We start from the raw sequence: 20,995 nt of genomic DNA on the forward strand, positions 1-20,995 counted from the left end.
TATGAAAATTGTAACATCACCTGCGAAATTAATGAATGTAGAAAACTCAACAGACCTGTTGAAATCAACTACCCCGAAGTTCATTGAAGACGCAGCATTTATACAGTCTTATTTAAAAGAAAAATCACCTAAATATCTTTCTGAGCTGATGGAGATATCTCCAAAGCTGGCTGATGAAAACTGGGAAAGAAACCAAAAATGGAAATCCAAACCTACGGCAAAAGAATCTGCACCGGCAATGTTTGCCTTTACAGGAGAAGTTTACCGTGGATTGGACGCCAAGACCCTTGATAAAGACGCAGTAGATTACCTGCAAAAAAATTACAGAATACTTTCCGGGCTCTATGGATTGTTGAAGCCATCAGATAAGGTGATGCTTTACAGATTGGAAATGGGGCGTCCTTTTGAATTTGATGAATATAAAAATTTGTATGCTTTCTGGAAAGAAAAGGTTACTGAACAACTGAATTCTGAAATGAAAAAAGGCGAAATTCTCCTCCATCTTGCCAGCAATGAATACGGAAAAGTCATCGACAGAAAGAAGCTGAATCATCCCGTTGTCGACTTTGATTTTTACGAGTTGAAGGAAGGAAAATTAAAAACCATCGTAGTGTACACCAAACACGCCAGAGGGCTGGTTGTAAGATATTGTGCAGAAACCAATGCCAAAACTTTAGATGATGTAAAAGGATTCAACTACGAAGGTTATCGAATTGATGAGGAAAAATCTACGGACACAAAACTGGTTTTTACAAGATAATGACAATTTCAACTTTTAAAAAATATTTCAAAACTGAACTTTCCGACCTTTACACTGAGTCGGAAAGCGCTTTTTTGTGCGCTATATTCTTACATAAAATCGTAGGTCTGGATACTTTCCAACAGAGAAGATTTTCAGATCAGGAGCTTTTGACGGATGATGAAAAACAGCTGCTCCATATTATTTCCGATCTGAAGACCGGCCGACCTTACCAACAAATCCTGGGCGAAACTGAATTTTACGGCATGAAATTCTTTGTAGACCAACATGTATTGATTCCACGTCCTGAAACAGAAGAGCTGCTAGAGATCGCCATCCGTGAAGTTCAACGGTTAAAACCCGCTACTCGGGAGATGAAAATTCTTGACATAGGTACGGGAAGCGGTGTTATTCCTCTTGTTTTGAAAAAACAATTTCCCGGTGCCAGCGTTTCTTCTATAGATTTTTCTGCCGAAGCTTTACAGACTGCTCGGAGAAATGCTGAGCATCATAAGCTTGACATCAATTTTATTCACGCTGATTATCTGAGTTTCGAACTGCAGGAGCAGTATGATATGATTATCTCCAATCCACCTTATATCGGGATCGAGGAAGAGATTGAAATCGCTGATTCAGTCAAAGAATTTGAACCTAAAATGGCATTATTCTCTCCTACTTCCGATGCCTTGATTTTTTACCGGAAAATTGCGGAAGATTCTGAAAAGCATCTACATGACGGAGGTTTTTTATTTTTGGAAATCAACCAGAAACTAGGCTCCGAAACATTAGAGCTGTACCGGAACCTTCCCATGGCACAACTCTTAAAAGACTTGTCTGAAAATGACAGGTTTATTTATGCGAGAAAATAGGATCCACTATGCTTACAAATTATTATCTTTAGGACCTCAAACGAATTCACCATGGTCATCAAATCACACGAGATCAACAATATAAGAATAGCGGAAGTAATTTCCGATGAAGTCATTATACAATCTGCTCAGGACGGGCTTGATCTGATGGGAAATATTTATTATCAGGGATTTGATAAAATTGTCCTGTATGAAGAAAATATTACCCCTGATTTTTTTGACCTGAAGACAAAAATTGCGGGTGAAATTCTCCAAAAGTTTTCAAACTACCGTATCGGACTGGCCATTGTAGGTGATTTCAGCAAATTTGAAAGCAAAAGTATGAGGGATTTTATTTTTGAAAGCAATAAAGCCCAACATATTAATTTTGTGAATATGCTGGAAGAAGCATTAGAAAATTTTTCAAGATAAATCAATTATATTTAGCTGAAATAAATTATAAAGACTATTTTTTTCGAATATCCCCATAAAATGTTTTTATGGTTTTTTTATTTTCATTACCCATAAATAAAACAGTATCAATATCTTATACTCCAACAGCAAATAAAATAAACATTATTATTGAATATTTTCATGAAAATTTAAATAATAATTGAAAATATAATTAAAATTTTAAATTAAATTAAATTTTACATCTGGAATACAAGGTGTTAAGATAATTTATTTGTACATTTGCAGCAAACACAAGGATTATGAACATTATTTATTTACCAGCCGAAATATTTCGATACGATAAAATCACGGCTATTTAAACCACATTTTTTTCACTCCGTCTTTTTACAGAATTTTTGCAGACTCTATTTTCATAGATGCTTCCTGTAATATCTGTTACTTTTTGCGTAGCACAAATTAACCTTATGCTTATCAAAATAAGCTGTTAAAGCTTTTTTTTGCTATTCAAAGCCAATTCTGTATCAAAAAAACTAAATATCCTGTAAAAACACAAATTGTTCTAGAGAGAGCTAAGTTTAACATAAAATACACACTATGATCAAAAATCATTTCTTATCGATCACTTTTTTATTAATTACTTTAATTTGTAAAGCCCAGGTAGGGATTAATACAGCTACACCAGACAACAGTGCTGCACTTGATGTGTACAGTCAGAACAGAGGAATGCTGATTCCGAGACTGACAACAGCTCAAAGAAATGCTATTACCAGCCCTGCGAATTCTCTCCTGATTTATGACACTGATAAAAAATGTTTAAGCCAGAATATCGGTACTCCGTCTACCCCGGACTGGTTATGCATCAGTGGTAATTCGGTAAAAATGTTTTATATGCCGAGCGTTTCGTTTGATACTTCCAGAAATGCCACTGCCCAGACTAAGGACTTATATACCTTGTACAAAAATCAGTTTGGCTCTCCGAAAGCGAAAAGTACGAGCGCTCCTGCCTCTATTCCCTTCTTTCCATCCAATAAAGACCTTTATTATTATGTGACTGATGCTGATTCCAGTGTATTCAGTAATATTTCAATTTCTGATAGCGGTGTCATGACCTATGATGTAAAAGCAGCTGCTACAGATTGTTCTTTTATTAATATTGTATTTGTTGTGAAATAATCGGGTTATGATAGAAAGTATCTCAATGACAACATTCAAAAAGCTCTTGTTGACTGTAATGGTATTTATCTTTTCTCAAAGTATTACCGCACAGAACGAGCAGGGAACAGGTTATCCTTATTTTGTAAGTTTTACTCAGGGTTTACAGCCTCAGGAAGCTTATAAAGTAACGACAAGCGGGGTTCAAAATGATGCAACGTTTACCACTGACGGTTTAAGGCTTACGCGAAATGTAAACAATACTTCCGGAGGGGTTATTCTTGCAGACAGGATATTTAAAAGTGACCAGGGTATTAAATTTGAATTTGAATATGTCATCTACGGAGGCGGCTCCAATGGCGGGGATGGAATTTCTATATTTCTGGTAGACGGATCAATTCCCAAGCAACAGCTTAATCTTGGCTATTTTGGTGGAGGATTAGGCTATACTTTTGTGATGAGAAACTCAAGACAGGGAGGAAACCTTGAGGGATTGAGAGGTGCCTATTTAGGCATCGGTCTGGACGAATTTGGAAATTTCAAAACAAGATTTCGCCAGGGAGACAGAACCAGAAACGGACTTACGGATGTTTCAATAGCCAGCTGGCGAAGCAATGTAACATTGAGGGGAAAACGGGGAAATCAATATCTTTCATATTCTGAGCCGGCCGGATACAACGGATATCCGTTACTTTACAGTACTGCCACCAATACTTCTCCTGCGAGCAATAACCGATCTGTATATCTGGATGTTCAGACCGGGAAACATATTGGCACTAAAAGTCCTGATTTTAGCCAGTTTAACTTAGAAAGTGGCGGAAACTCCATCCCTCAGAATGATACTGATGCAAGATTCCGGAAAGCCTATGTGACATTGGTTCCAAATCCTTCAGGAGGTTATAATATTACCCTTGAGATACAGCATGGTAATGTTAAAGAAAAGATCATCGATAACTACTACTATCCCACTTCTTTAAAATACACGGAAAATGCAATGCAAAATAACCAGGTCAGAACGCTGGACACTAGTCCTCCTGCAACCTTCAGAATCGGATTTGCGGCATCTACCGGTGATGCCAGAAATATACATTTATTAAAAAATCTGGGGGTAAGTAAGCCCTATGCAGCTGAAGTAACGGATGATTTGTTTGCGGGATGTCCTAAAATAAAATCAATCTACTCACCATTGCTCAATGATGCTGCGTATTCTAAAAAAAATGGACAAAATCCTCCAACGGCTTCATATGATAATATCGATTTCAATTCGTTCCGGTTTTTAGATATAAACGGTAATCCGATCCCTAATATTGTGGGTGGAGTTTATACCAATAACGAAGGTACCTGGACTTATTATCCCGGTACCGGAAAACTTGCCTTTAAACCTGCTGACGGGTTTACGGGGGTAGCTCAGATAAGATATGACATTAAGGGCGGAGGCAGAGACGGCAGTGAGGTTCCGTACAACCAGGAAGATTACAGATCAATGCCGGCATTGGTGCAGGTTACTATTTCAAATTCCAACAATTGCAGCAAATCATGTGTCATTTCCAACAAAAATGTAACTCAGAAGATAAAGACTGAATAAATATACGCAGAAAATACACTGATAAAAGCCGGTACTGATCTGCCGGCTTTATGTTTACAGGATTCTATTTGAGTACAGGATTCAGTAAAAGCCTTATCAATAAATTTCTTTTAAAGTAAAGTAATCAATAGCGTCATGTATCGCCTTATCAACAGGTTGATACCGAACGCCAAGTTCTTTTACCGACTTCTGACCGGAATAATAATTATGAATCTGAAGGGCTTTCATATTGTGGGCAGAAAGATTGGTTTTAATGTTTGCTTTTCTCAATCTGTCTCCCATCCATCCCAGTAGATCCAGAACGGAATCAGGAATCGGGATCATGACCGGTCTCTGTCCGCTAATATTGTTTATTTTTCTGAAAAAATCTTTATAAGTGAGGTTTTCGTTTGCTAAAAGATATTTCTCTCCGTTCTTTCCGCCATCAATTGCTTTTAGTATTCCATCAGCTGCATCTTCAGCATGAACAAAATTTTTCCCGCCTTTCGGATAAAAAATTATTTTCTTTTTCCAGGCCCAGAAGATTATTTTTCCTGAGCTTGGTTTATGATCATATGCCCCGATCATAAATGTAGGACACAGAATAATAACTTCTGTATTTCCCTTTTTTGCAACACATAGTTTTCTGCCTCAAGTTTACTTTGAGCATACAATGATTGTGTAAAAGGATAGCGTGGAGGATTTTGCTCTTCTCCGGGTTTCTCCCTAGTCCCGTAGCCCAGCGTATTGGCCGAACTTATCAATATAAATCTTCTTACCCCAGAGGCCTCTGCCTGGGTAAACAATTTGATCACTGCATCATAATTTACAGTTTTGTACTCCTCATAATCAAAAAGATCCTGTCGGGTTTCTGCAGCAATATGAATAAAGCAGTCAACATCCGTAAGAAGCTCTGAGATATCCGTAAATAAGTCTCCTGTAATCAGTTTCAGATTTTCGTCCTTTTGGCCCAAATAGCTGCTTTCCTTGCGCACCAGAGCAATAACAAAATGACCATCTTTTAATAATTTAATAACAACATTAGCTCCCAAAAGCCCGGTGGCTCCGGTAACAAAGATTTTTTCATGCTTCTATTTCTTTTTTTATCGCCTGGGTCATCAACGGAAGTTTTATCCAGATGGGTAAAATTTTCATGAGCAACCAGCTGATTGGATTCATCATAATTACGGAATCTTTTTTAAATAACTGACGAATACTGTATGATGCCACATGATCCGGATCCAGAAGGGTCAGTTTGCCTAAAAAACCCTGCTTTTCAATTCTTTTACAGACATCTTTGTTTGTTTTCATAGCACCGGGATTCACCACACTGACAAAGACATTGGTGTCTTTTAATTCTTCATGCAAACCTCTGGAAAATGAGTGGATAAAGGTTTTGGATGCCGGATAGACCGTTTTGAATCCAATAGGAGAAAATGCTGCCATACTTGAAACATTTAAAATATACGCTTTGGGTTGTCTTAAAAGATTGGGTAATAACTGATGCGTAATCAATGAGGTTGCAGCTACATTAACCTGTAAAATGGTATTGATGTAATCAGGGGTTGCCTCTGTAAATTTTTTCGTCCCACCCAGACCTGCATTATTGATCAGAATATGAATATTAAAGGATTGATTGATCCATTTTGTAAGCTGCAGCACATTATCATTGACAGAAAGGTCCACTTCATAATAATGGGCCTTTATCTTGTAGTTTTCTTCAAGGTTCCGGCAAACATCCTCCAGACACTGCCCCGGAAGGCTTACCAAAATAACATTGATCTGTTTCTTTGCCAGGTTTTCCGCAAATGCTTTTCCTAAGCCCTGGCTTGCGCCCGTGACCACGGCATATGATTCTTTAGTCTCCATAAGATTAAATTTTATGGTACAAATCTATCATAATCCTTGTCTTTTTATGTTCCGGGTTATCCGGGCGAACTTATTTTTCACCCCAACAGAAATACAACCTAATCAAATGAATAACAATCAGTTAAAAATATCAAAAAGTTAAAGTTTATAAATCGGAACTTATTTTTTAAATTCAGAAGGCGTCAATCCTGTTACTTTTTTAAAAGTGGTATTGAAAGAGGTCTTGGAATTGAAGCCTGATTCATAGGCAATGCCCAGAATGGAAAGTTTGGAATCTGTTTTTAGTAATATTTTAGCATATTCTACTCTGAACTCGTTCACATACTGGAAGAAATTTTTATGAAAACCGGTATTGATTACATAAGACAGATGATGGGTAGAAACAGATAGCATTTCCGCCAGCTTAATGAGGTTCAGTTCGCTGTCGAGATAGGGTTTCTGCAGCACCATAATGTTTTCCAATTGTGTTTTAATCTTTAGTAATTCTTCGTCGGAAATCAGTTTACGCTTTACTTCTTCTTTATCAGAATCCGCATCGATAGAAATCAGCTCATTACGTTGTTGCTCTTCCACGGGGTAGATTTCTTTCTGCTTCAGAGAATAATAAGCTACAAAGTAAATCACCACCAGAAAAACTGCGTTAATGAAAAAATTCAAAGATTTGGGATCATAAAACAGATTATACAGTACGTAAATGATATTTACAATAAGAAGTACGAGAATGATATATTCCAGCCAGTTCAGGTTAATACCTTCCGTATTGGAAGAAAACTGTTGTATTTTCCGCTGATGTTTTCTAATTGTAATATAGGACAATAATGTATAAAACAGGGCCTGAATGAGTATCAATGCAATACTCAGATATTCAAACGGTTTTTCATATCCTAATGCGATGCCCCAAAGACAAATAAGAAATGTAAGCGGTAACAGTAAAAATTTAACGTCTGTAAGCTTAAATGTAAAAGAAGGGTTGGTAAAGAACAGGACACTGAAATAAAAAAATATGGGCGTCATGTACTGTACAAACCTTACAGGAAGCAGACTATGAACTTCAATCGCGGAGCCTGTAATTAAAAATAGAATCTCATCCAGCCAGAATGTAGACCATAAAAACAGGAAAAGTCCAAACCAGAAATTGGCTTTCTTATTTACCTGCAAGGGATTAGCCAACTTGAGTAGAGACAGCAAAACCAATGAACCATAGATAAGTATTACGATGAAACTGTTTAATTCTGATGTGTTCATTGGTTTTGATATTTTAGATTAAAAATAGTCTTTTATCCAATCCGTTTTCTCACAAATATTTCGTAGGCAAGATAAATTAACGGAAGTGACATGATTCCAATATAAAGTCCGTTATTCATTGCCAGAGCAGGCGCATTAATGATCGCATACAGCAGCCCAAGAAATGCACCTCCTAAGTGTGCCGCATGACCGATATTATCATGGGGCCTTGGATTCATCATCATGTATACGGAATAACCGAAATATACCAATCCGAAAATATATCCTGGTATTGCTATGGGAATAAAGAAAATATAAATTCCGATGTTCGGATACAATGCGATGGAGGCAAAAAGAATTCCTGAGACTCCTCCGCTTGCTCCGACTGCAGAATACCAGGTTTGCTTTTGGTAAATATACAGAGAAAGGATGTTTCCTAGCAATATGGATCCTATATAGACTATCAGGAATCCTAAATTCCCGAAATGCTCCATAACAATCGGTGCAAAGAAATACAGCGTCAGCATATTAAATACCAGGTGCATGATATCTGCATGCAAAAAACCTGATGACAGCAAACGGATGTATTCCTTTCTGTAAAGAATATCTCCGACACTGAACTTGTATTTCTCCGTAATTGCCGGATTATTAAAGGCGATAAAACTTATAACAGCAGTTGCTATAATGCACAATATTAAAATATTCATCTTATTTAGTTTTCAGGTTCATCACTCTGAAACAAATCCCCGATCATTCCTCCTTCATCATCTGAATCTCCTGTGCTCTCCGGTTCTTCATAGACCTCAGGTTCTTCTTCTACAGGTTCTGGAATTGTTATATTAATGGCTTTTACTTTGAATTTTGTAAACTGATTTCCAATTGCTTTTATTCCTTTTACGGCAATGAACTCGTCAATATTTACCGTTTCAGGTTCACGTTCTTTTCCTTTATCTTTTGCGAAGATAATTTCTGCAGTGACGTCATTGGCGACAATCACATTTTCTATAAATGATTTAGGATGTTCAGACGGCATAAAAGTCTGCACATTCACTGTATTTTCCAACAGGAACCTTTTGATAAAGTAAATATCTTTTTCTCCGTCGTAATAAATGCAGGTAACCGGTTGTGCAGGTCTCCATTTTTCCAATACCAGATACTCATCGTCAAAACGGTTACCCAGATCGAAAGATACCAGCTTCACTTCTCCGTTGGTATTGATCGTTAGAATTTTATCATCTCCTTTGAAGTTCCCCAGTAAGGTACCTCTTGCATCCGCATTCAGTCTTCGTACCGTATCATCAAACCAGATTTTCCTTGGGGCCAGTGTAGAAACCCCTTCCTCTTTCATATCTACTTTTTTCACCGCATACTTGGTCACCAGATTCCCTTTGGAATCACGTCCTTTGATGGCCAGATCAGAAAAATTAATTTCCATCTTATTTTTTCTGATTCTTGGATTAGGTTTTAAAAGTACCGTTACCGTTTCTGCCTCTCCATTCGGATTGGCTGAAAAATAGAGCATTTCTGATCCTTTTTTGTCTGAAGCCAGCGGATAATCGGTATTTCTTGTTACCCCGGTTACTGAGAAACGTTTCATATAATACGGTCCTTCTCTCCCTTCACGGTAGATCATATTGTATACCGTTCTTTTATCGTTTTTCTTCCAGACTGCCACATGGAGGATATCTTTTCCGATAAAGGTTTTAGCCTCCACTTTTACAACCTTCATGCTTCCGTCTTTTCTGAAGGTAATGATATCATCAATATCGGAACAATCGAAAAGATACTGGTCTTTTTCAGAGAGGTCCCGATGAAACCTTCTTCAAAGTTGGCATAGAATTTCTCGTTAGCCACCGCTACTTTTGTGGCATCAATGGTATCAAAGATTCTAAGTTCAGTTCTTCTCTGTTTATCTTTTCCGTACTTCTTCTGGATATTTAAATAATACTCAATAGCATAGGCAATCAGATTAGCAAGATGATGCTTTACCTGCTCTATCTTGCCTTCAAGGGCTGCAATATTTTCTTTAAATTTATCTAAATCGAACCTTGAGATCCTTTTGATCCTGATCTCTGTCAGTTTCAGAATGTCTTCTTCGGTTACAGCTCTTAAAAGATGTTTGGTATGAGGTTTTAGTCCGGCATCAATTGTTTTCAGGACGTCTTCCCATGTCTTTACCTCTTCAATATCGTGGTAAATCCTGTTTTCGATGAAGATTCTTTCCAATGATGAAAAATGCCAGCTTTCCTGAAGTTCATGAAGCTCAATTTCCAGTTCTTTTTTAAGGAGAGAAACCGTATGGTCCGTATTCATTTTCAGAATATCGGATACATTCATAAACATGGGTTTGTCACCTACGATCACACATGCATTGGGAGAAATGGTAACCTGACAGTCCGTAAATGCGTATAAAGCATCAATGGTCTTGTCGGGAGAAACATCGTTATGAATATGGACAAGAATCTCTACTTTATCAGAGGTATTGTCTTCAATTTTCTTAATCTTAATTTTCCCTCTCTCATTAGCCTTTAAGATAGAATCGATGAGATCGGTTGTCGTCTTGGAATAAGGAAGCTCGGAAATCACCAGCAAATGCTTGTCTGTCTGGGTAATTTTTGCTCGTGCTCTTACTTTTCCTCCTCTGTGGCCATCGTTATATTCTGAAACGTCAAGATAGCCAGCCGTTAAAAAATCGGGAAATATTTCAAATTTCTTTCCTTTTAAATAAGCAACGGAAGCATTGATCAGTTCATTAAAATTATGCGGAAGGATCTTCGTAGAAAGTCCTACTCCAATTCCTTCCACTCCCTGAGCGAGAAGCAAAGGAAATTTAACGGGTAAATCGATTGGCTCATTATTTCTTCCGTCATAAGATTTTGTCCAATCCGTTGTTTTAGGATTAAAGACCACTTCCAGCGCAAAAGGAGTAAGCCTTGCTTCAATATACCTTGCAGCAGCGGCAGAATCTCCGGTGTAGATATTTCCCCAGTTTCCCTGGGTATCTATCAAAAGTTCCTTTTGCCCGATCTGCACCATGGCATCGGTAATGGAAGCATCACCGTGAGGGTGATATTTCATGGTATTTCCTACGATATTGGCAACCTTATTATAACGGCCGTCTTCCAGTTCCCGCATAGAGTGCATGATTCTTCGCTGAACGGGCTTTAACCCGTCAAACACCGAAGGAATAGCCCTATCTAAAATTACATAGGAAGCATAATCCAGAAACCAGTCTTTATAAAGACCTGAAACCTTCTTCAAGCTTTCACCTTCATGCGAGTATTCTTCTGTCGTCATCTGTTTTTTTATCTTTTTTCTCTTTATTAGCTTTCACTACTTTATTCAGAGAGAGTTTTAAATCATTTACTTCTTTTCTGGTCAAATAAGAGATCTGGTACTTCAATATAGTAGAACCGTTATTCTTACTTGAAACGGTCACATATAATCTTTTCACAAAGAAGATACTGACCACATCATATTTTATCAGTTTGTATTTCGGAAATTCGTCATGAAGAGGCTTGCTTAAAAAAGGGATAATATTCCTGTTTTTAAAATTCAATGCTTCTCCGTCACTGTCATATTCAAAAATCTGCCGGCCGTTAAGATGAAATATAATCACCATCAATACGGGAACAATAATCATCAAATAACTTTCACCTCCTAATACATTAAAGCGGTATTTATTGGCTAAAAATCCTGCTATTCCAAATACCACCGCCATCATCAGTAATGTATTTATAAAATTATAAACTGATGCTTTATTACGATTACTTAGTCTCATTTTAAATTTTTGGGATTGTAAGTTTCGAAATCCTTACTTTCATCCAAATTGTGTTTTTGTCTACATCTGCCCTTCTTCTGTGAACGATGTTCTGATGCTAAGCTTTTTTAGTTTTCTATGTCGTTAAGAATTTCTTTTTTATCTATATCTGTATCATCTTCAACGACCAGGTTTTCAAGGATAAAAGTCTGCCTGTCCGGAGTATTTTTCCCCATATAGAACTCGAGAAGCTGCTCTATGGTCTGATCTTTTCCTACCACCACCGGTTCTAAACGAATATCTTTTCCGATGAAATGTTTAAATTCGTCCGGAGAAATCTCTCCAAGTCCTTTAAATCGGGTAATCTCAGGATTTTTGCCTAATTCGTTAAGGGCTTTTACCCTTTCTGCTTCCGAGTAGCAATATCGGGTTTCTTTTTTATTTCTAACCCTGAACAAAGGTGTCTGAAGAATATAAAGGTGCCCGTTTTTGATCAGGTCAGGAAAAAACTGCAGGAAGAACGTAATCATCAAAAGACGGATGTGCATCCCGTCGACATCAGCATCGGTTGCAATAATCACCTGGTTGTACCTCAGGTCTTCCAGACTTTCCTCAATATTCAGTGCGGCCTGAAGAAGATTAAATTCTTCATTTTCGTAGACCACCTTCTTGGTAAGACCATAGCAGTTCAAAGGCTTACCTTTCAATGAGAAAACAGCCTGTGTTTCCACATCTCTTGATTTTGTGATGGATCCTGATGCGGAATCCCCTTCCGTAATGAAGATTTGTGTATCCCCTTTTCTTTCGGCTTTCTGATCGTTGTAATGTTGTCTGCAGTCACGAAGTTTTTTGTTGTGGAGAGACACTTTTTTGGCTCTTTCTCTGGCTAATTTCTGGATTCCGGAAAGTTCTTTTCTTTCTCTTTCTGAGATCAGAATTTTTCTCTGGATCGCTTCTGCTATTTCCGGATTTTTATGCAGGAAATTATCTAGCTTGCTTTTAAGAAAATCGATGATAAAGGTTCTGACGGTTGGTCCGTTGGGACCCATATCATTCGATCCCAGCTTGGTTTTTGTCTGTGATTCGAAAACGGGTTCTTCTACATTGATGGAAATTGCAGCAATGATTGATTTTCTGATATCTGACGCGTCGAAAGTTTTATTAAAAAATTCACGGACTGTTTTCACATAGGCTTCACGAAATGCATTCAAATGCGTTCCTCCCTGTGTGGTGTTTTGTCCGTTAACAAAGGAGAAATAAGTTTCAGTCTGGGATTTATCAGAATGGGTAATCGCTACCTCAATATCTTCATCTTTCAGGTGTACTATCGGATAAAGGATATCACTTTCCAGCTCCTCTTCCAGAAGGTCTTTCAATCCGTTTTCAGAAAAATAGGTTTCTCCGTTAAAGAGAATTTTTAATCCGGGATTCAGATAAGCGTAATTGCGGAGCATTCTTTCGATATACTCTTTTCTGTATTTGAAATGCAGGAATATCTCCCCGTCAGGAATAAAGGAAATTTCTGTCCCGTTTCTATCCGAGGTTTCTTTTTCATCAAAACTTTCGGTGATGATCCCGCGCGAAAATTCCGCGACTTTCATTTTCCCGTCACGGAAAGAACGTACTCTGAAATAATCAGAAAGGGCATTTACAGCTTTGGTACCCACCCCGTTCAAACCTACAGATTTTTTGAAGGCTTTACTGTCGTACTTTCCTCCGGTATTCATTTTGGAAACGGCATCAACGACTTTTCCGAGGGGAATTCCACGTCCAAAGTCACGAATGGTAACTTTACCGTCGTCGAGTTTTATTTCAATTCTTTTCCCTGATCTCATCCTGAACTCATCAATAGAGTTATCCAGGATTTCTTTAAGCAGAATATAAATACCATCATCAGCGGAAGAACCATCACCAAGCTTCCCGATGTACATTCCGGGGCGCAAACGGATGTGTTCCTGCCAATCGAGGGTTCTGATATTATCTTCTGAATAGGTTGGATTTATTTCTTGTGACATATATGATTTCAGCAAACATACAAAAATACGAAATTGTCTAAAATTATCCGAATTTTTTCAAAGTGTTTTTTTTGAATTTCCTCTCCTATATTACATTCTTGTATTCCAAAGTATATCTTTACATTATTATTCATGGTCATGTGAAAAATTTGCTTATTTTTTTTTAATAACCACTGATATTTTCCTTTTATTTTCAATATTTTACGTCCGGATTCCGGATTGGTACGTTAAAAGGAAAATTCCGGATTGAATAGTTCGTAAACCTACACTTTAAACCAGGATTTCAACGGTTTATACGGGAAAAATGATTTTTATCTCTTCAAAAAAGTAGCTAAAACTAGAATTTAAAAACTGCAGGATAATTTTTATAAATGGAGACCAGTCCTGTACCTTACAATTAGCTGCCTTCAAGTTGCCCGATTATATTCTTAAGCATGGCCGGCACAATCAGTTTGTGGAAGGGTCGAACCGGTAAAAAATACAATACTCCCGTCCAATTGTGAAAGGTAACAGTCGTAGAAATTCTCAGGGAATTCTCTTCGTTGGGTTTTTTGGCTCTTATCAAATAACAGAGAAATCCTGAAGTCCAGGTGCTTATCATTTTCTCCAAGAACAATTTCATTACTGGTCTTGTCAAATACCTTGAAGAGGCCCACCCGATCACCGATTTCACATGTAAAATCTCCAATATTCTGATTTTCATCTGCTTTCAAACCGGTTTTCAATCCAAAAAGCGCCACTGCTTTATTCCTGAAGGCAAACATTTTTTTACCCCATTTCGGGCCGCTGGTAAAGAAAGCTTTTCCTATTTTCTCTATACAAATATTTTTATTTTTACCGGTAAATTCTCCTTCAAAACTATCAATATAGTCAAAATCTTTCTTTCTCTGTGCTAGAACGGATTGGTCCGGGAATTCAATTTTCTTAATTTTCATGGTATTGGATTTAAGTGGGTTATTGTTAAACAAATGTAGGTATCTTTCTCCGTATGTCAAGAAGAAATCAAACAAATGTTTATTTAAATTTTAAACTAATTCGACATTCCTTTGAAATATCAAATGGCTGTAAATGGTTACGCATTTTTTTTGTTCCGGTTATATTTTTTAAGCTTTTATCGATTAGAGCTCAAGCATTTTAAATATTTCATTAAATTCGATAGTTAGAAAAATGCTTTTATGATACAACTTCCTCTATCCAAACTTTCCAATGTGGGAACGACAATTTTCAGTCAAATGACCCAGCTTGCCAATGAAAACGAAGCCATCAACCTTTCACAGGGATTTCCTGACTTTATGCCGGATTCCCGGCTGCTTGACCAGGTAGATTATTTTATAAAAAAAGGATTCAACCAGTACGCTCCATTAGGCGGAATGATAGGTTTAAAGGAAGAAATTGTCCGCAAAATTGAAAACAGCCACCAGGCTATTTATCATCCTGACACTGAAGTAACGGTTACTGCGGGAGGTACTCAGGCCATATTTACGGCTATCGCGGCTTTTATAAAGAAAGACGATGAAGTTATTATTTTTGAGCCGGCGTATGATTGCTATGAACCTACTGTAGAGCTTTTCGGAGGGATCGTCAGACGATTTGAAATGAAGGCTCCCGATTACGAAATCAACTGGAAGACGGTAAAAAACCTGGTGAACGACAAAACCAAAATGATTATCCTCAATAATCCCAACAACCCTTCAGGGAAGATTGTAAAGGAAGAAGATATTCAGGAGTTGATTCAGCTGGTAAAAGGGACTTCTATTCTTATTCTCAGTGATGAAGTCTATGAAAATATTGTCTTTGACGGCAAACAGCACCTGAGCATTTGTAAGTATCCGGAGCTTAAAGAAAGAAGTCTTCTGGTCGCCTCTTTTGGGAAGCTTTTCCATGTCACAGGCTGGAAAGTTGGCTATTGTGCGGCTCCTAAAAACTTAACCGATGAATTCCGGAAGGTTCATCAGTTTAATGTATTTTGTGTAAACACGCCTATTCAGCTTGCTTTGGCAGAGTATATGAAAAATGAGGAGCATTATATCCACCTCAATCAGTTTTTCCAGGAAAAAAGGGATTTTCTAAGAAAAGGTCTTGCCGGAACCTCTTTCGAGTTGCTCGATTGTGAGGGCACTTATTTTCAGGCTGTAAAATATGATAAAATTTCAGCCAAAAACGACTTTGATTTTGCGACTGAACTGACGGTCAACCATAAAGTAGCCAGTGTTCCTTTTTCTTCGTTTTACAAAAACAGGCTCAATGAAAATGTAATCAGATTATGTTTCGCCAAAAAGCAGGAAACATTGGAGCGAGCGATTGAAAACTTATCTAATATTTAGAAATAGAATCGTTCACAGCATTATACTTTGTTGTACTGAAGTAATTTAAGGGTTGTTTTTGTATATTCGTCATATCGAATCCCCTAAAACAATACCTATGAAAAATCAATGCTTACCGCAAGGAAGAAAACTCAACAAAAGGAATTAAATACCATTAAAGGAGGACTTAAAATATGTATCCTTCCGGAAACCACGGAATGTGCTTTCTATGGAAATTTCTGCGGAGAGCCTGAGTGCAAAACAAGGCCTTGGTAAATACAGCTCTATTAAGAAAAAGAACTATCCTGCAAGGGTAGTTTTTTTATTGATTTATAACCACTGTATTTAAATTGTATCCAATCCAGGTGAAATATTTCAATTATTTTACATATTTTAGTGAAAATCAAACTAATACTATCAATCATGAGAAATTCTAATGTAAACAAAGGAAAAAAATTAAGTAAATCTGAACTGAAAATGATCCAGGGAGGTCTTGGTACTTATCCATGCGCCCCTAACGGTTATTGTAAATATATAGGCCCCGGGTGCAGAGAAGAGAAATGCCAGCTACCGGTACCTTTAGAACCAATTGATCCTGACGGCCCGATTGTACTTCCGGAGCCGGGAAGTTTATAATAAAAAAGAACCAGCAGTATTGTTGGTTCTTTTTTTCAGTTTTGTTCCTCATTTTATAAAAACATTCCTCCTGACGCTTCAATTCTCTGTCCGTTGATCCATCCAGCATCTTCCGTACACAGGAATGCCACTACACCCCCGATATCATCAGGAAGCCCTACTCTTCCTAATGCCGTAGCACCGGCAACCACCGCATTGATTTCCTTATTGTCTCTTACTCTGCCTCCTCCAAAGTCAGTTTCAATAGCGCCTGGCGCCACTACATTGGCCCTGATCTGTCTTGATCCCAATTCTTTGGCCATGTATTTTGTCAGCATTTCTACACCGGCTTTGATAGATCCGTACACCGATGATCCCGGAGTTGCAAATCTTGCCAAGCCTGAAGAGATATTGATAATACCGCCACCGTCGTTGATGAATGGAAGGACTTTCTGGGTTAAAAGAATACTCCTTTGAAGTGAATATCCACGACATCGTCAAGCTGCTCCTCCGTCACTTCAGCAATCGGTGAATACAAGGCCGTCCCCGCATTATTGATCAGGTAATCGATGTTTGTATTTCCTGTATTTTCCTGTAGATGGCGTGTAACGTCTTTTATAAATGCATCAAAACTTTTGAGATCTTTGGTATTCAGCTGAAAAGCAGCAGCCTTTCTGCCCATTCCATGTATTTCATTCACCACTTCTTCAGCTTCAGCTTTATTACTTCTGTATGTAATGATAACATCTAATCCTTTTTGAGCTATTTTAAGCGCAGAATTTTTTCCTAATCCACGACTTCCTCCTGTTACTAATGCAATTTTTGTTCTTGTTTCCATTTGTCTTGTTATTTTGATGGTACAAAGTTGCGGGATTTTAGAGAAGAACCGTTTGCCTGAATCAATCACATATTTGCAAAATTCAAATCATGACCGGAATTCTAACGGAGTAAATGAAGTTTTCCTCTTAAAGAAATTTGAAAAATGAGCAATTTCTTCGAAACCTAAGGCATATGAGATTTCGGAAACATTCCATTTGGTTTGTTTTAAAAGTATTTTGGCCTCCTGAATCACACGGTCGGCAATCAGTTCGGTAGTTGTTTTCTCTGTGTTTTCTTTCAATTTTTTATTGAGATAGTTCACGTGCACCGCTAATCTGTCGGCGTAATCTTTTGCCGTTTTCAATTGCAGCCTCTGGTTGGGCGATTCAATGGGAAACTGTCTTTCCAGGAGTTCTATAAATAAAGAAACTACCCTCATTGAGGCATCATTAGCCGTTGATATCCTCGTTGCCGGCTGTAGTTTTTGCCCGTAATGAATCAGCTCCAGGACGTAATTTCTGATCAAATCATATTTATACATATAATCTGAGTCTATTTCTTTTTTTATTTTTTTAAAAAGCAGCTCAATCTCATCAGCCAGCTCATCATTGATTTCAAAAACAGGAACTCCCCCGGTTGAAAAATGGGCAGATCTTCCAGATGATTGTAAGAAATTCCCCTGAAAAGAAAATCTTCTGTAAACACACAAAAACTTCCCGACTGATGAGGATCTTCAGGCACCCAATGATAAGGAACCCTGGGAGTGGCAAAGAGCAGAGCATTCCCTTTTATGGAGATGGTTTTATCTGCATACTCGGCTCTGTTGTTTCCCCTGATGAGGCTTATTTTGTAATATTTTCTCCTGTTATAGGGCATTTCAGACGTGAGCTTTGTCTTTTCAATCGTTTGGGCAATATCAAATACATTAAAGTGTCCGATATCCTTATGAAGGCCTTTGGGGAAAATGCTTTCCAGATCTTTTCCGAGCTTGGCAGCCATTTCTCTATAAAAATCCTCTAATGAAGAATGGGCTATTTTTTCCATAGCAGAAGTTTGTAAGATTCAAATATACAAAATGAAGTTTCATTTGAGACAATTATTAAAGGCAAGAGATGTATTCGCTTTATAAAATTATAAATTAATCAATATTCTATTAAAATTATTCTCATTTTTTCTATAAAAAGTGATATACGTTAATTTATTTTTATTACATTCGTTGTAACTAACTTACTAAAAATCAAAACTATGAAAAATCAATTTGCCCAATTCGGGAAAAAACTGAACAAAAAAGAAATGAAATCAATTACCGGAGGAATGTATGACTGTATGGTTCCTGAGCCTTGTGAGCCTTATCCGGGAACATGTGAATCTCATGCCGACGCCAACGGTTGTACCATGATTCACCCAAAATGCGGACAGGCTATTTGCAGACCATGATTTCATATTATCTTTTATAACAAACTTAAAATAAATCATTATGAAAAATCAACATCTAAACAAAGGTAAAAAACTGAATAAAAGGGAATTAAAATCTATCACAGGAGGATTGCTCAGATGTATCGAGCCTACCTACTGTCCGGACCCGCCATGTGAGGCCAGCGGCCGCTGTAAAATCACTTCTCCCTCGTGTGCAGAATTACAATGCAGACCGAACAGTCCTATAGAGTTTTAACAGATTAATAAAGAAGACCATGAACAATCGTATAGTAAACAAAGGAAAGAAGCTTAGCCACAAAGCCCTGAAATCAGTTACAGGCGGTCTGATCAATTGTGTAGATTTAACTACAGGCCGTTGCTATATTACAGGAACAATCTGTGCGGAACGTCAATGCCGCTATGTTCCTGATCCCCATCTTCCTGACTGAGAACTTTTCAAAAAACTACAAACTAATTTTAAAATCATCAAACCTTATGAAAAATCAAACTTTAAACAAAGGGAAAAAATTGAACAAAAAAGAGCTGCGAGTGATCGCCGGAGGAAAAGAAATGTGCTGGCTTGCTGAAAGGGTATGCAGTAAAATTTCTTTCAGTTGTGCGGAACCGCAATGTCAGCCGAGCATTGAAATTGAATAATATTAAGGCAAGCGCTTCTTCAGGAGGCGCTTTCTTTTTACCTGAAAACTAAAACCATTACCATGAAAAAACAGAACTTACATCAAGGAAAGAAGCTTAACAAAACGCAGTTAAAAGCTATTTCCGGCGGAGTAATGCGATGTCCCCATAGTGGCGGCGGATGTGCCCAAATTCACCTTTCATGCTACAAAAACAATGTCGTCCGGAAACAAATGAAGTAAGTATGGTTATTTCCAATACATGTATAAAAAAATCTTTTAGTTGCGTTGAGCTTCCATTCTGTCCGACTTAGAACCCACAATCCTATAATTACAATTGCTTTCTTCGGGAAGCGACTTTTTCCAATATAAAAAACGCTCCCAAATTCATGGAAACGTTTTTTATTACAAACTAACTTTAATATTTTTTCTTTTATACGTTGAATCTAAAGTGCATGATGTCACCATCCTGAACGATATATTCTTTACCTTCAACAGAAAGTTTTCCGGCTTCTTTTACTTTTACTTCAGATCCGTAAGTAACATAATCGTTGTATTTGATTACTTCTGCACGGATAAATCCTTTTTCGAAGTCTGTGTGGATCACTCCTGCAGCCTGAGGAGCCGTCCATCCCTGTCCGATAGTCCATGCTCTTACTTCTTTCACTCCGGCTGTAAAATAGGTTTGAAGCTTTAATAAGTCATAGGCTTTTCTGATCAGACGATTTACTCCCGGCTCAGTAAGGCCAAGTTCATCAAGGAAAATTTCTCTTTCTTCAAAAGTCTCCAGCTCGTTGATATCCGCTTCGATCTGTGCTGCTAAAACAACAACTTCAGCGCCTTCATTTTTAGCCATCTCCTCGATTTTGCCAATCCAGTCATTTCCGTTTTTAATAGAATTTTCATCTACGTTACAAACGTAAAGTACCGGTTTATTAGTCAGCAACTGCACTTCTCCAATGATTGATTGTGTCAAATCGTTTACTGCAAATTCTCTTGCATTTTTACCATCTTCAAGGAATTTTTGAAGGCTTTGCAGCGTTTCATACGCCAGGATATCTTCTTTTTTCCCTGATTTGATGAATTTTTTAGCTTTTTCAACTGCTTTTCCTACTGTTTCAAGGTCTTTCAGCTGCAATTCGATATCGATAATTTCTTTATCTCTCAAAGGATCTACAGAACCTTCAACGTGGACGATATTTCCGTTATCAAAGCATCTTAAAACATGGATGATCGCTTCACACTCACGGATATTGGCAAGGAACTGATTTCCTAAGCCTTCTCCTTTGCTGGCTCCTTTTACAAGACCTGCAATATCAACAATTTCAACTACAGCAGGTAAAACTCTTTCAGGTTTTACGATTTTTTCCAGTTCAAACAATCTCTGATCCGGTACAGAAACCGTCCCTAAGTTCGGTTCAATTGTACAGAAAGGATAGTTTGCTGATTGAGCTTTTGCATTACTCAAGCAGTTAAAAAGAGTTGATTTACCTACATTCGGCAGGCCTACGATTCCACATTTCATATTGTAAAATTCAAAGTTTAAGGTTTAAAGCAACTCAAGGTTGATGCCACGTTAAAAATTGTAGTTTTCATCTTGAATTACGAGTGTGCAAAGATAG

The 20,995-nt window shown here is 37.6% G+C and carries 17 protein-coding genes and 5 pseudogenes; 11 read left to right on the forward strand and 11 right to left on the reverse strand.

What is annotated here, in order from left to right:
* Position 1 precedes the first annotated feature (1 nt).
* The 5 genes from yaaA to H3Z85_20820 all read left to right on the forward strand — a co-directional run bounded on the left by yaaA (position 2) and on the right by H3Z85_20820 (position 4,738).
* Positions 2–760 carry a peroxide stress protein YaaA gene (yaaA, locus tag H3Z85_20800; protein ID QPQ51647.1) on the forward strand — a complete coding sequence of 253 codons (759 nt, stop codon included), beginning with the start codon at positions 2–4 and terminating at the stop codon, positions 758–760.
* On the forward strand, positions 760–1,608 hold the full coding sequence (prmC, locus tag H3Z85_20805; protein QPQ51648.1) for a peptide chain release factor N(5)-glutamine methyltransferase: 849 nt from the start codon (positions 760–762) through the stop codon (positions 1,606–1,608). Before yaaA ends, prmC begins: the two co-directional genes overlap by 1 nt.
* 51 nt (positions 1,609–1,659) lie before the next feature.
* Positions 1,660–2,019 (forward strand): DUF4180 domain-containing protein, encoded by a 360-nt coding sequence (locus H3Z85_20810; GenBank protein ID QPQ51649.1) that lies wholly within the window; start codon positions 1,660–1,662, stop codon positions 2,017–2,019.
* A 576-nt stretch (positions 2,020–2,595) separates the two neighbouring features.
* Positions 2,596–3,174, forward strand: coding sequence for a hypothetical protein (locus H3Z85_20815; GenBank protein QPQ51650.1), 579 nt, complete (start codon positions 2,596–2,598; stop codon positions 3,172–3,174).
* Positions 3,175–3,232: 58 nt separating this feature from the next.
* Positions 3,233–4,738 (forward strand): hypothetical protein, encoded by a 1,506-nt coding sequence (locus H3Z85_20820; GenBank protein ID QPQ53965.1) that lies wholly within the window; start codon positions 3,233–3,235, stop codon positions 4,736–4,738.
* A 96-nt stretch (positions 4,739–4,834) separates the two neighbouring features.
* On the opposite strand, the pseudogene H3Z85_20825 reads toward H3Z85_20820, so the two are convergent.
* From H3Z85_20825 to H3Z85_20860, 8 genes and pseudogenes are all read right to left on the reverse strand, one after another.
* Positions 4,835–5,796, reverse strand: a pseudogene (locus H3Z85_20825) (NAD-dependent epimerase/dehydratase family protein).
* 4 nt (positions 5,797–5,800) lie between these two features.
* Positions 5,801–6,586 (reverse strand): SDR family NAD(P)-dependent oxidoreductase, encoded by a 786-nt coding sequence (locus tag H3Z85_20830; protein ID QPQ51651.1) that lies wholly within the window; start codon positions 6,584–6,586, stop codon positions 5,801–5,803.
* 159 nt (positions 6,587–6,745) lie between these two features.
* Positions 6,746–7,831: an AraC family transcriptional regulator gene (locus tag H3Z85_20835; protein QPQ51652.1), complete on the reverse strand. Its 1,086-nt coding sequence runs from the start codon at positions 7,829–7,831 to the stop codon at positions 6,746–6,748.
* 32 nt (positions 7,832–7,863) lie between these two features.
* Positions 7,864–8,517: a rhomboid family intramembrane serine protease gene (locus H3Z85_20840; protein ID QPQ51653.1), complete on the reverse strand. Its 654-nt coding sequence runs from the start codon at positions 8,515–8,517 to the stop codon at positions 7,864–7,866.
* A 5-nt stretch (positions 8,518–8,522) separates the two neighbouring features.
* Positions 8,523–11,107 (reverse strand): annotated as a pseudogene (locus H3Z85_20845) (DNA gyrase/topoisomerase IV subunit A).
* Positions 11,082–11,531 carry a hypothetical protein gene (locus H3Z85_20850; GenBank protein ID QPQ53966.1) on the reverse strand — a complete coding sequence of 150 codons (450 nt, stop codon included), beginning with the start codon at positions 11,529–11,531 and terminating at the stop codon, positions 11,082–11,084. The pseudogene H3Z85_20845 and the gene H3Z85_20850 overlap by 26 nt, the downstream one beginning before the upstream one ends.
* A 167-nt stretch (positions 11,532–11,698) precedes the next feature.
* On the reverse strand, positions 11,699–13,585 hold the full coding sequence (locus H3Z85_20855; protein ID QPQ51654.1) for a type IIA DNA topoisomerase subunit B: 1,887 nt from the start codon (positions 13,583–13,585) through the stop codon (positions 11,699–11,701).
* Between the two features lie 397 nt (positions 13,586–13,982).
* Positions 13,983–14,520: pseudogene (locus tag H3Z85_20860) on the reverse strand (DUF2867 domain-containing protein).
* Between the two features lie 240 nt (positions 14,521–14,760).
* On the opposite strand from H3Z85_20860, the gene H3Z85_20865 reads away from it, so the two are divergent.
* Positions 14,761–15,909 (forward strand): aminotransferase class I/II-fold pyridoxal phosphate-dependent enzyme, encoded by a 1,149-nt coding sequence (locus tag H3Z85_20865; protein QPQ51655.1) that lies wholly within the window; start codon positions 14,761–14,763, stop codon positions 15,907–15,909.
* A 402-nt stretch (positions 15,910–16,311) separates the two neighbouring features.
* The gene (locus tag H3Z85_20870) at positions 16,312–16,524 is read left to right on the forward strand and encodes a hypothetical protein (protein QPQ51656.1); all 213 of its coding nucleotides are present in this window, start codon (positions 16,312–16,314) and stop codon (positions 16,522–16,524) included.
* Positions 16,525–16,577: 53 nt separating this feature from the next.
* On the opposite strand, the pseudogene H3Z85_20875 reads toward H3Z85_20870, so the two are convergent.
* A pseudogene (locus tag H3Z85_20875) lies at positions 16,578–17,341 on the reverse strand (SDR family oxidoreductase).
* Positions 17,342–17,428: 87 nt separating this feature from the next.
* A pseudogene (locus H3Z85_20880) lies at positions 17,429–18,366 on the reverse strand (helix-turn-helix transcriptional regulator).
* 201 nt (positions 18,367–18,567) lie between these two features.
* On the opposite strand from H3Z85_20880, the gene H3Z85_20885 reads away from it, so the two are divergent.
* The 4 genes from H3Z85_20885 to H3Z85_20900 all read left to right on the forward strand — a co-directional run bounded on the left by H3Z85_20885 (position 18,568) and on the right by H3Z85_20900 (position 19,616).
* Positions 18,568–18,759, forward strand: a complete 192-nt coding sequence (locus H3Z85_20885) for a bacteriocin (GenBank protein QPQ51657.1) — start codon at positions 18,568–18,570, stop codon at positions 18,757–18,759.
* Between the two features lie 40 nt (positions 18,760–18,799).
* The gene (locus H3Z85_20890) at positions 18,800–18,994 is read left to right on the forward strand and encodes a bacteriocin (GenBank protein ID QPQ51658.1); all 195 of its coding nucleotides are present in this window, start codon (positions 18,800–18,802) and stop codon (positions 18,992–18,994) included.
* Positions 18,995–19,013: 19 nt separating this feature from the next.
* A complete protein-coding gene (locus tag H3Z85_20895; GenBank protein QPQ51659.1) occupies positions 19,014–19,187 on the forward strand; it encodes a hypothetical protein in 174 nt (57 codons plus the stop codon).
* Between the two features lie 270 nt (positions 19,188–19,457).
* Complete coding sequence (locus H3Z85_20900; protein QPQ51660.1) at positions 19,458–19,616, forward strand: hypothetical protein; 159 nt, start codon at positions 19,458–19,460, stop codon at positions 19,614–19,616.
* Between the two features lie 190 nt (positions 19,617–19,806).
* Here the strand turns inward: H3Z85_20900 and ychF are convergent, their stop codons facing one another.
* On the reverse strand, positions 19,807–20,898 hold the full coding sequence (ychF, locus tag H3Z85_20905) for a redox-regulated ATPase YchF (protein ID QPQ51661.1): 1,092 nt from the start codon (positions 20,896–20,898) through the stop codon (positions 19,807–19,809).
* Positions 20,899–20,995 lie beyond the last annotated feature (97 nt).

The sequence above is a fragment of the Chryseobacterium indologenes genome (assembly GCA_016025055.1).
GTDB lineage: Bacteria > Bacteroidota > Bacteroidia > Flavobacteriales > Weeksellaceae > Chryseobacterium > Chryseobacterium indologenes.

Coding starts and splice junctions, on each gene's coding strand:
- yaaA (QPQ51647.1), top strand. CDS start 2: ATGAAAATTGTAACATCACCTGCGAAATTAATGAATGTAGAAAACTCA.
- prmC (QPQ51648.1), top strand. CDS start 760: ATGACAATTTCAACTTTTAAAAAATATTTCAAAACTGAACTTTCCGAC.
- H3Z85_20810 (QPQ51649.1), top strand. CDS start 1,660: ATGGTCATCAAATCACACGAGATCAACAATATAAGAATAGCGGAAGTA.
- H3Z85_20815 (QPQ51650.1), top strand. CDS start 2,596: ATGATCAAAAATCATTTCTTATCGATCACTTTTTTATTAATTACTTTA.
- H3Z85_20820 (QPQ53965.1), top strand. CDS start 3,233: ATGGTATTTATCTTTTCTCAAAGTATTACCGCACAGAACGAGCAGGGA.
- H3Z85_20830 (QPQ51651.1), bottom strand. CDS start 6,586: ATGGAGACTAAAGAATCATATGCCGTGGTCACGGGCGCAAGCCAGGGC.
- H3Z85_20835 (QPQ51652.1), bottom strand. CDS start 7,831: ATGAACACATCAGAATTAAACAGTTTCATCGTAATACTTATCTATGGT.
- H3Z85_20840 (QPQ51653.1), bottom strand. CDS start 8,517: ATGAATATTTTAATATTGTGCATTATAGCAACTGCTGTTATAAGTTTT.
- H3Z85_20850 (QPQ53966.1), bottom strand. CDS start 11,531: ATGGCGGTGGTATTTGGAATAGCAGGATTTTTAGCCAATAAATACCGC.
- H3Z85_20855 (QPQ51654.1), bottom strand. CDS start 13,585: ATGTCACAAGAAATAAATCCAACCTATTCAGAAGATAATATCAGAACC.
- H3Z85_20865 (QPQ51655.1), top strand. CDS start 14,761: ATGATACAACTTCCTCTATCCAAACTTTCCAATGTGGGAACGACAATT.
- H3Z85_20870 (QPQ51656.1), top strand. CDS start 16,312: ATGAGAAATTCTAATGTAAACAAAGGAAAAAAATTAAGTAAATCTGAA.
- H3Z85_20885 (QPQ51657.1), top strand. CDS start 18,568: ATGAAAAATCAATTTGCCCAATTCGGGAAAAAACTGAACAAAAAAGAA.
- H3Z85_20890 (QPQ51658.1), top strand. CDS start 18,800: ATGAAAAATCAACATCTAAACAAAGGTAAAAAACTGAATAAAAGGGAA.
- H3Z85_20895 (QPQ51659.1), top strand. CDS start 19,014: ATGAACAATCGTATAGTAAACAAAGGAAAGAAGCTTAGCCACAAAGCC.
- H3Z85_20900 (QPQ51660.1), top strand. CDS start 19,458: ATGAAAAAACAGAACTTACATCAAGGAAAGAAGCTTAACAAAACGCAG.
- ychF (QPQ51661.1), bottom strand. CDS start 20,898: ATGAAATGTGGAATCGTAGGCCTGCCGAATGTAGGTAAATCAACTCTT.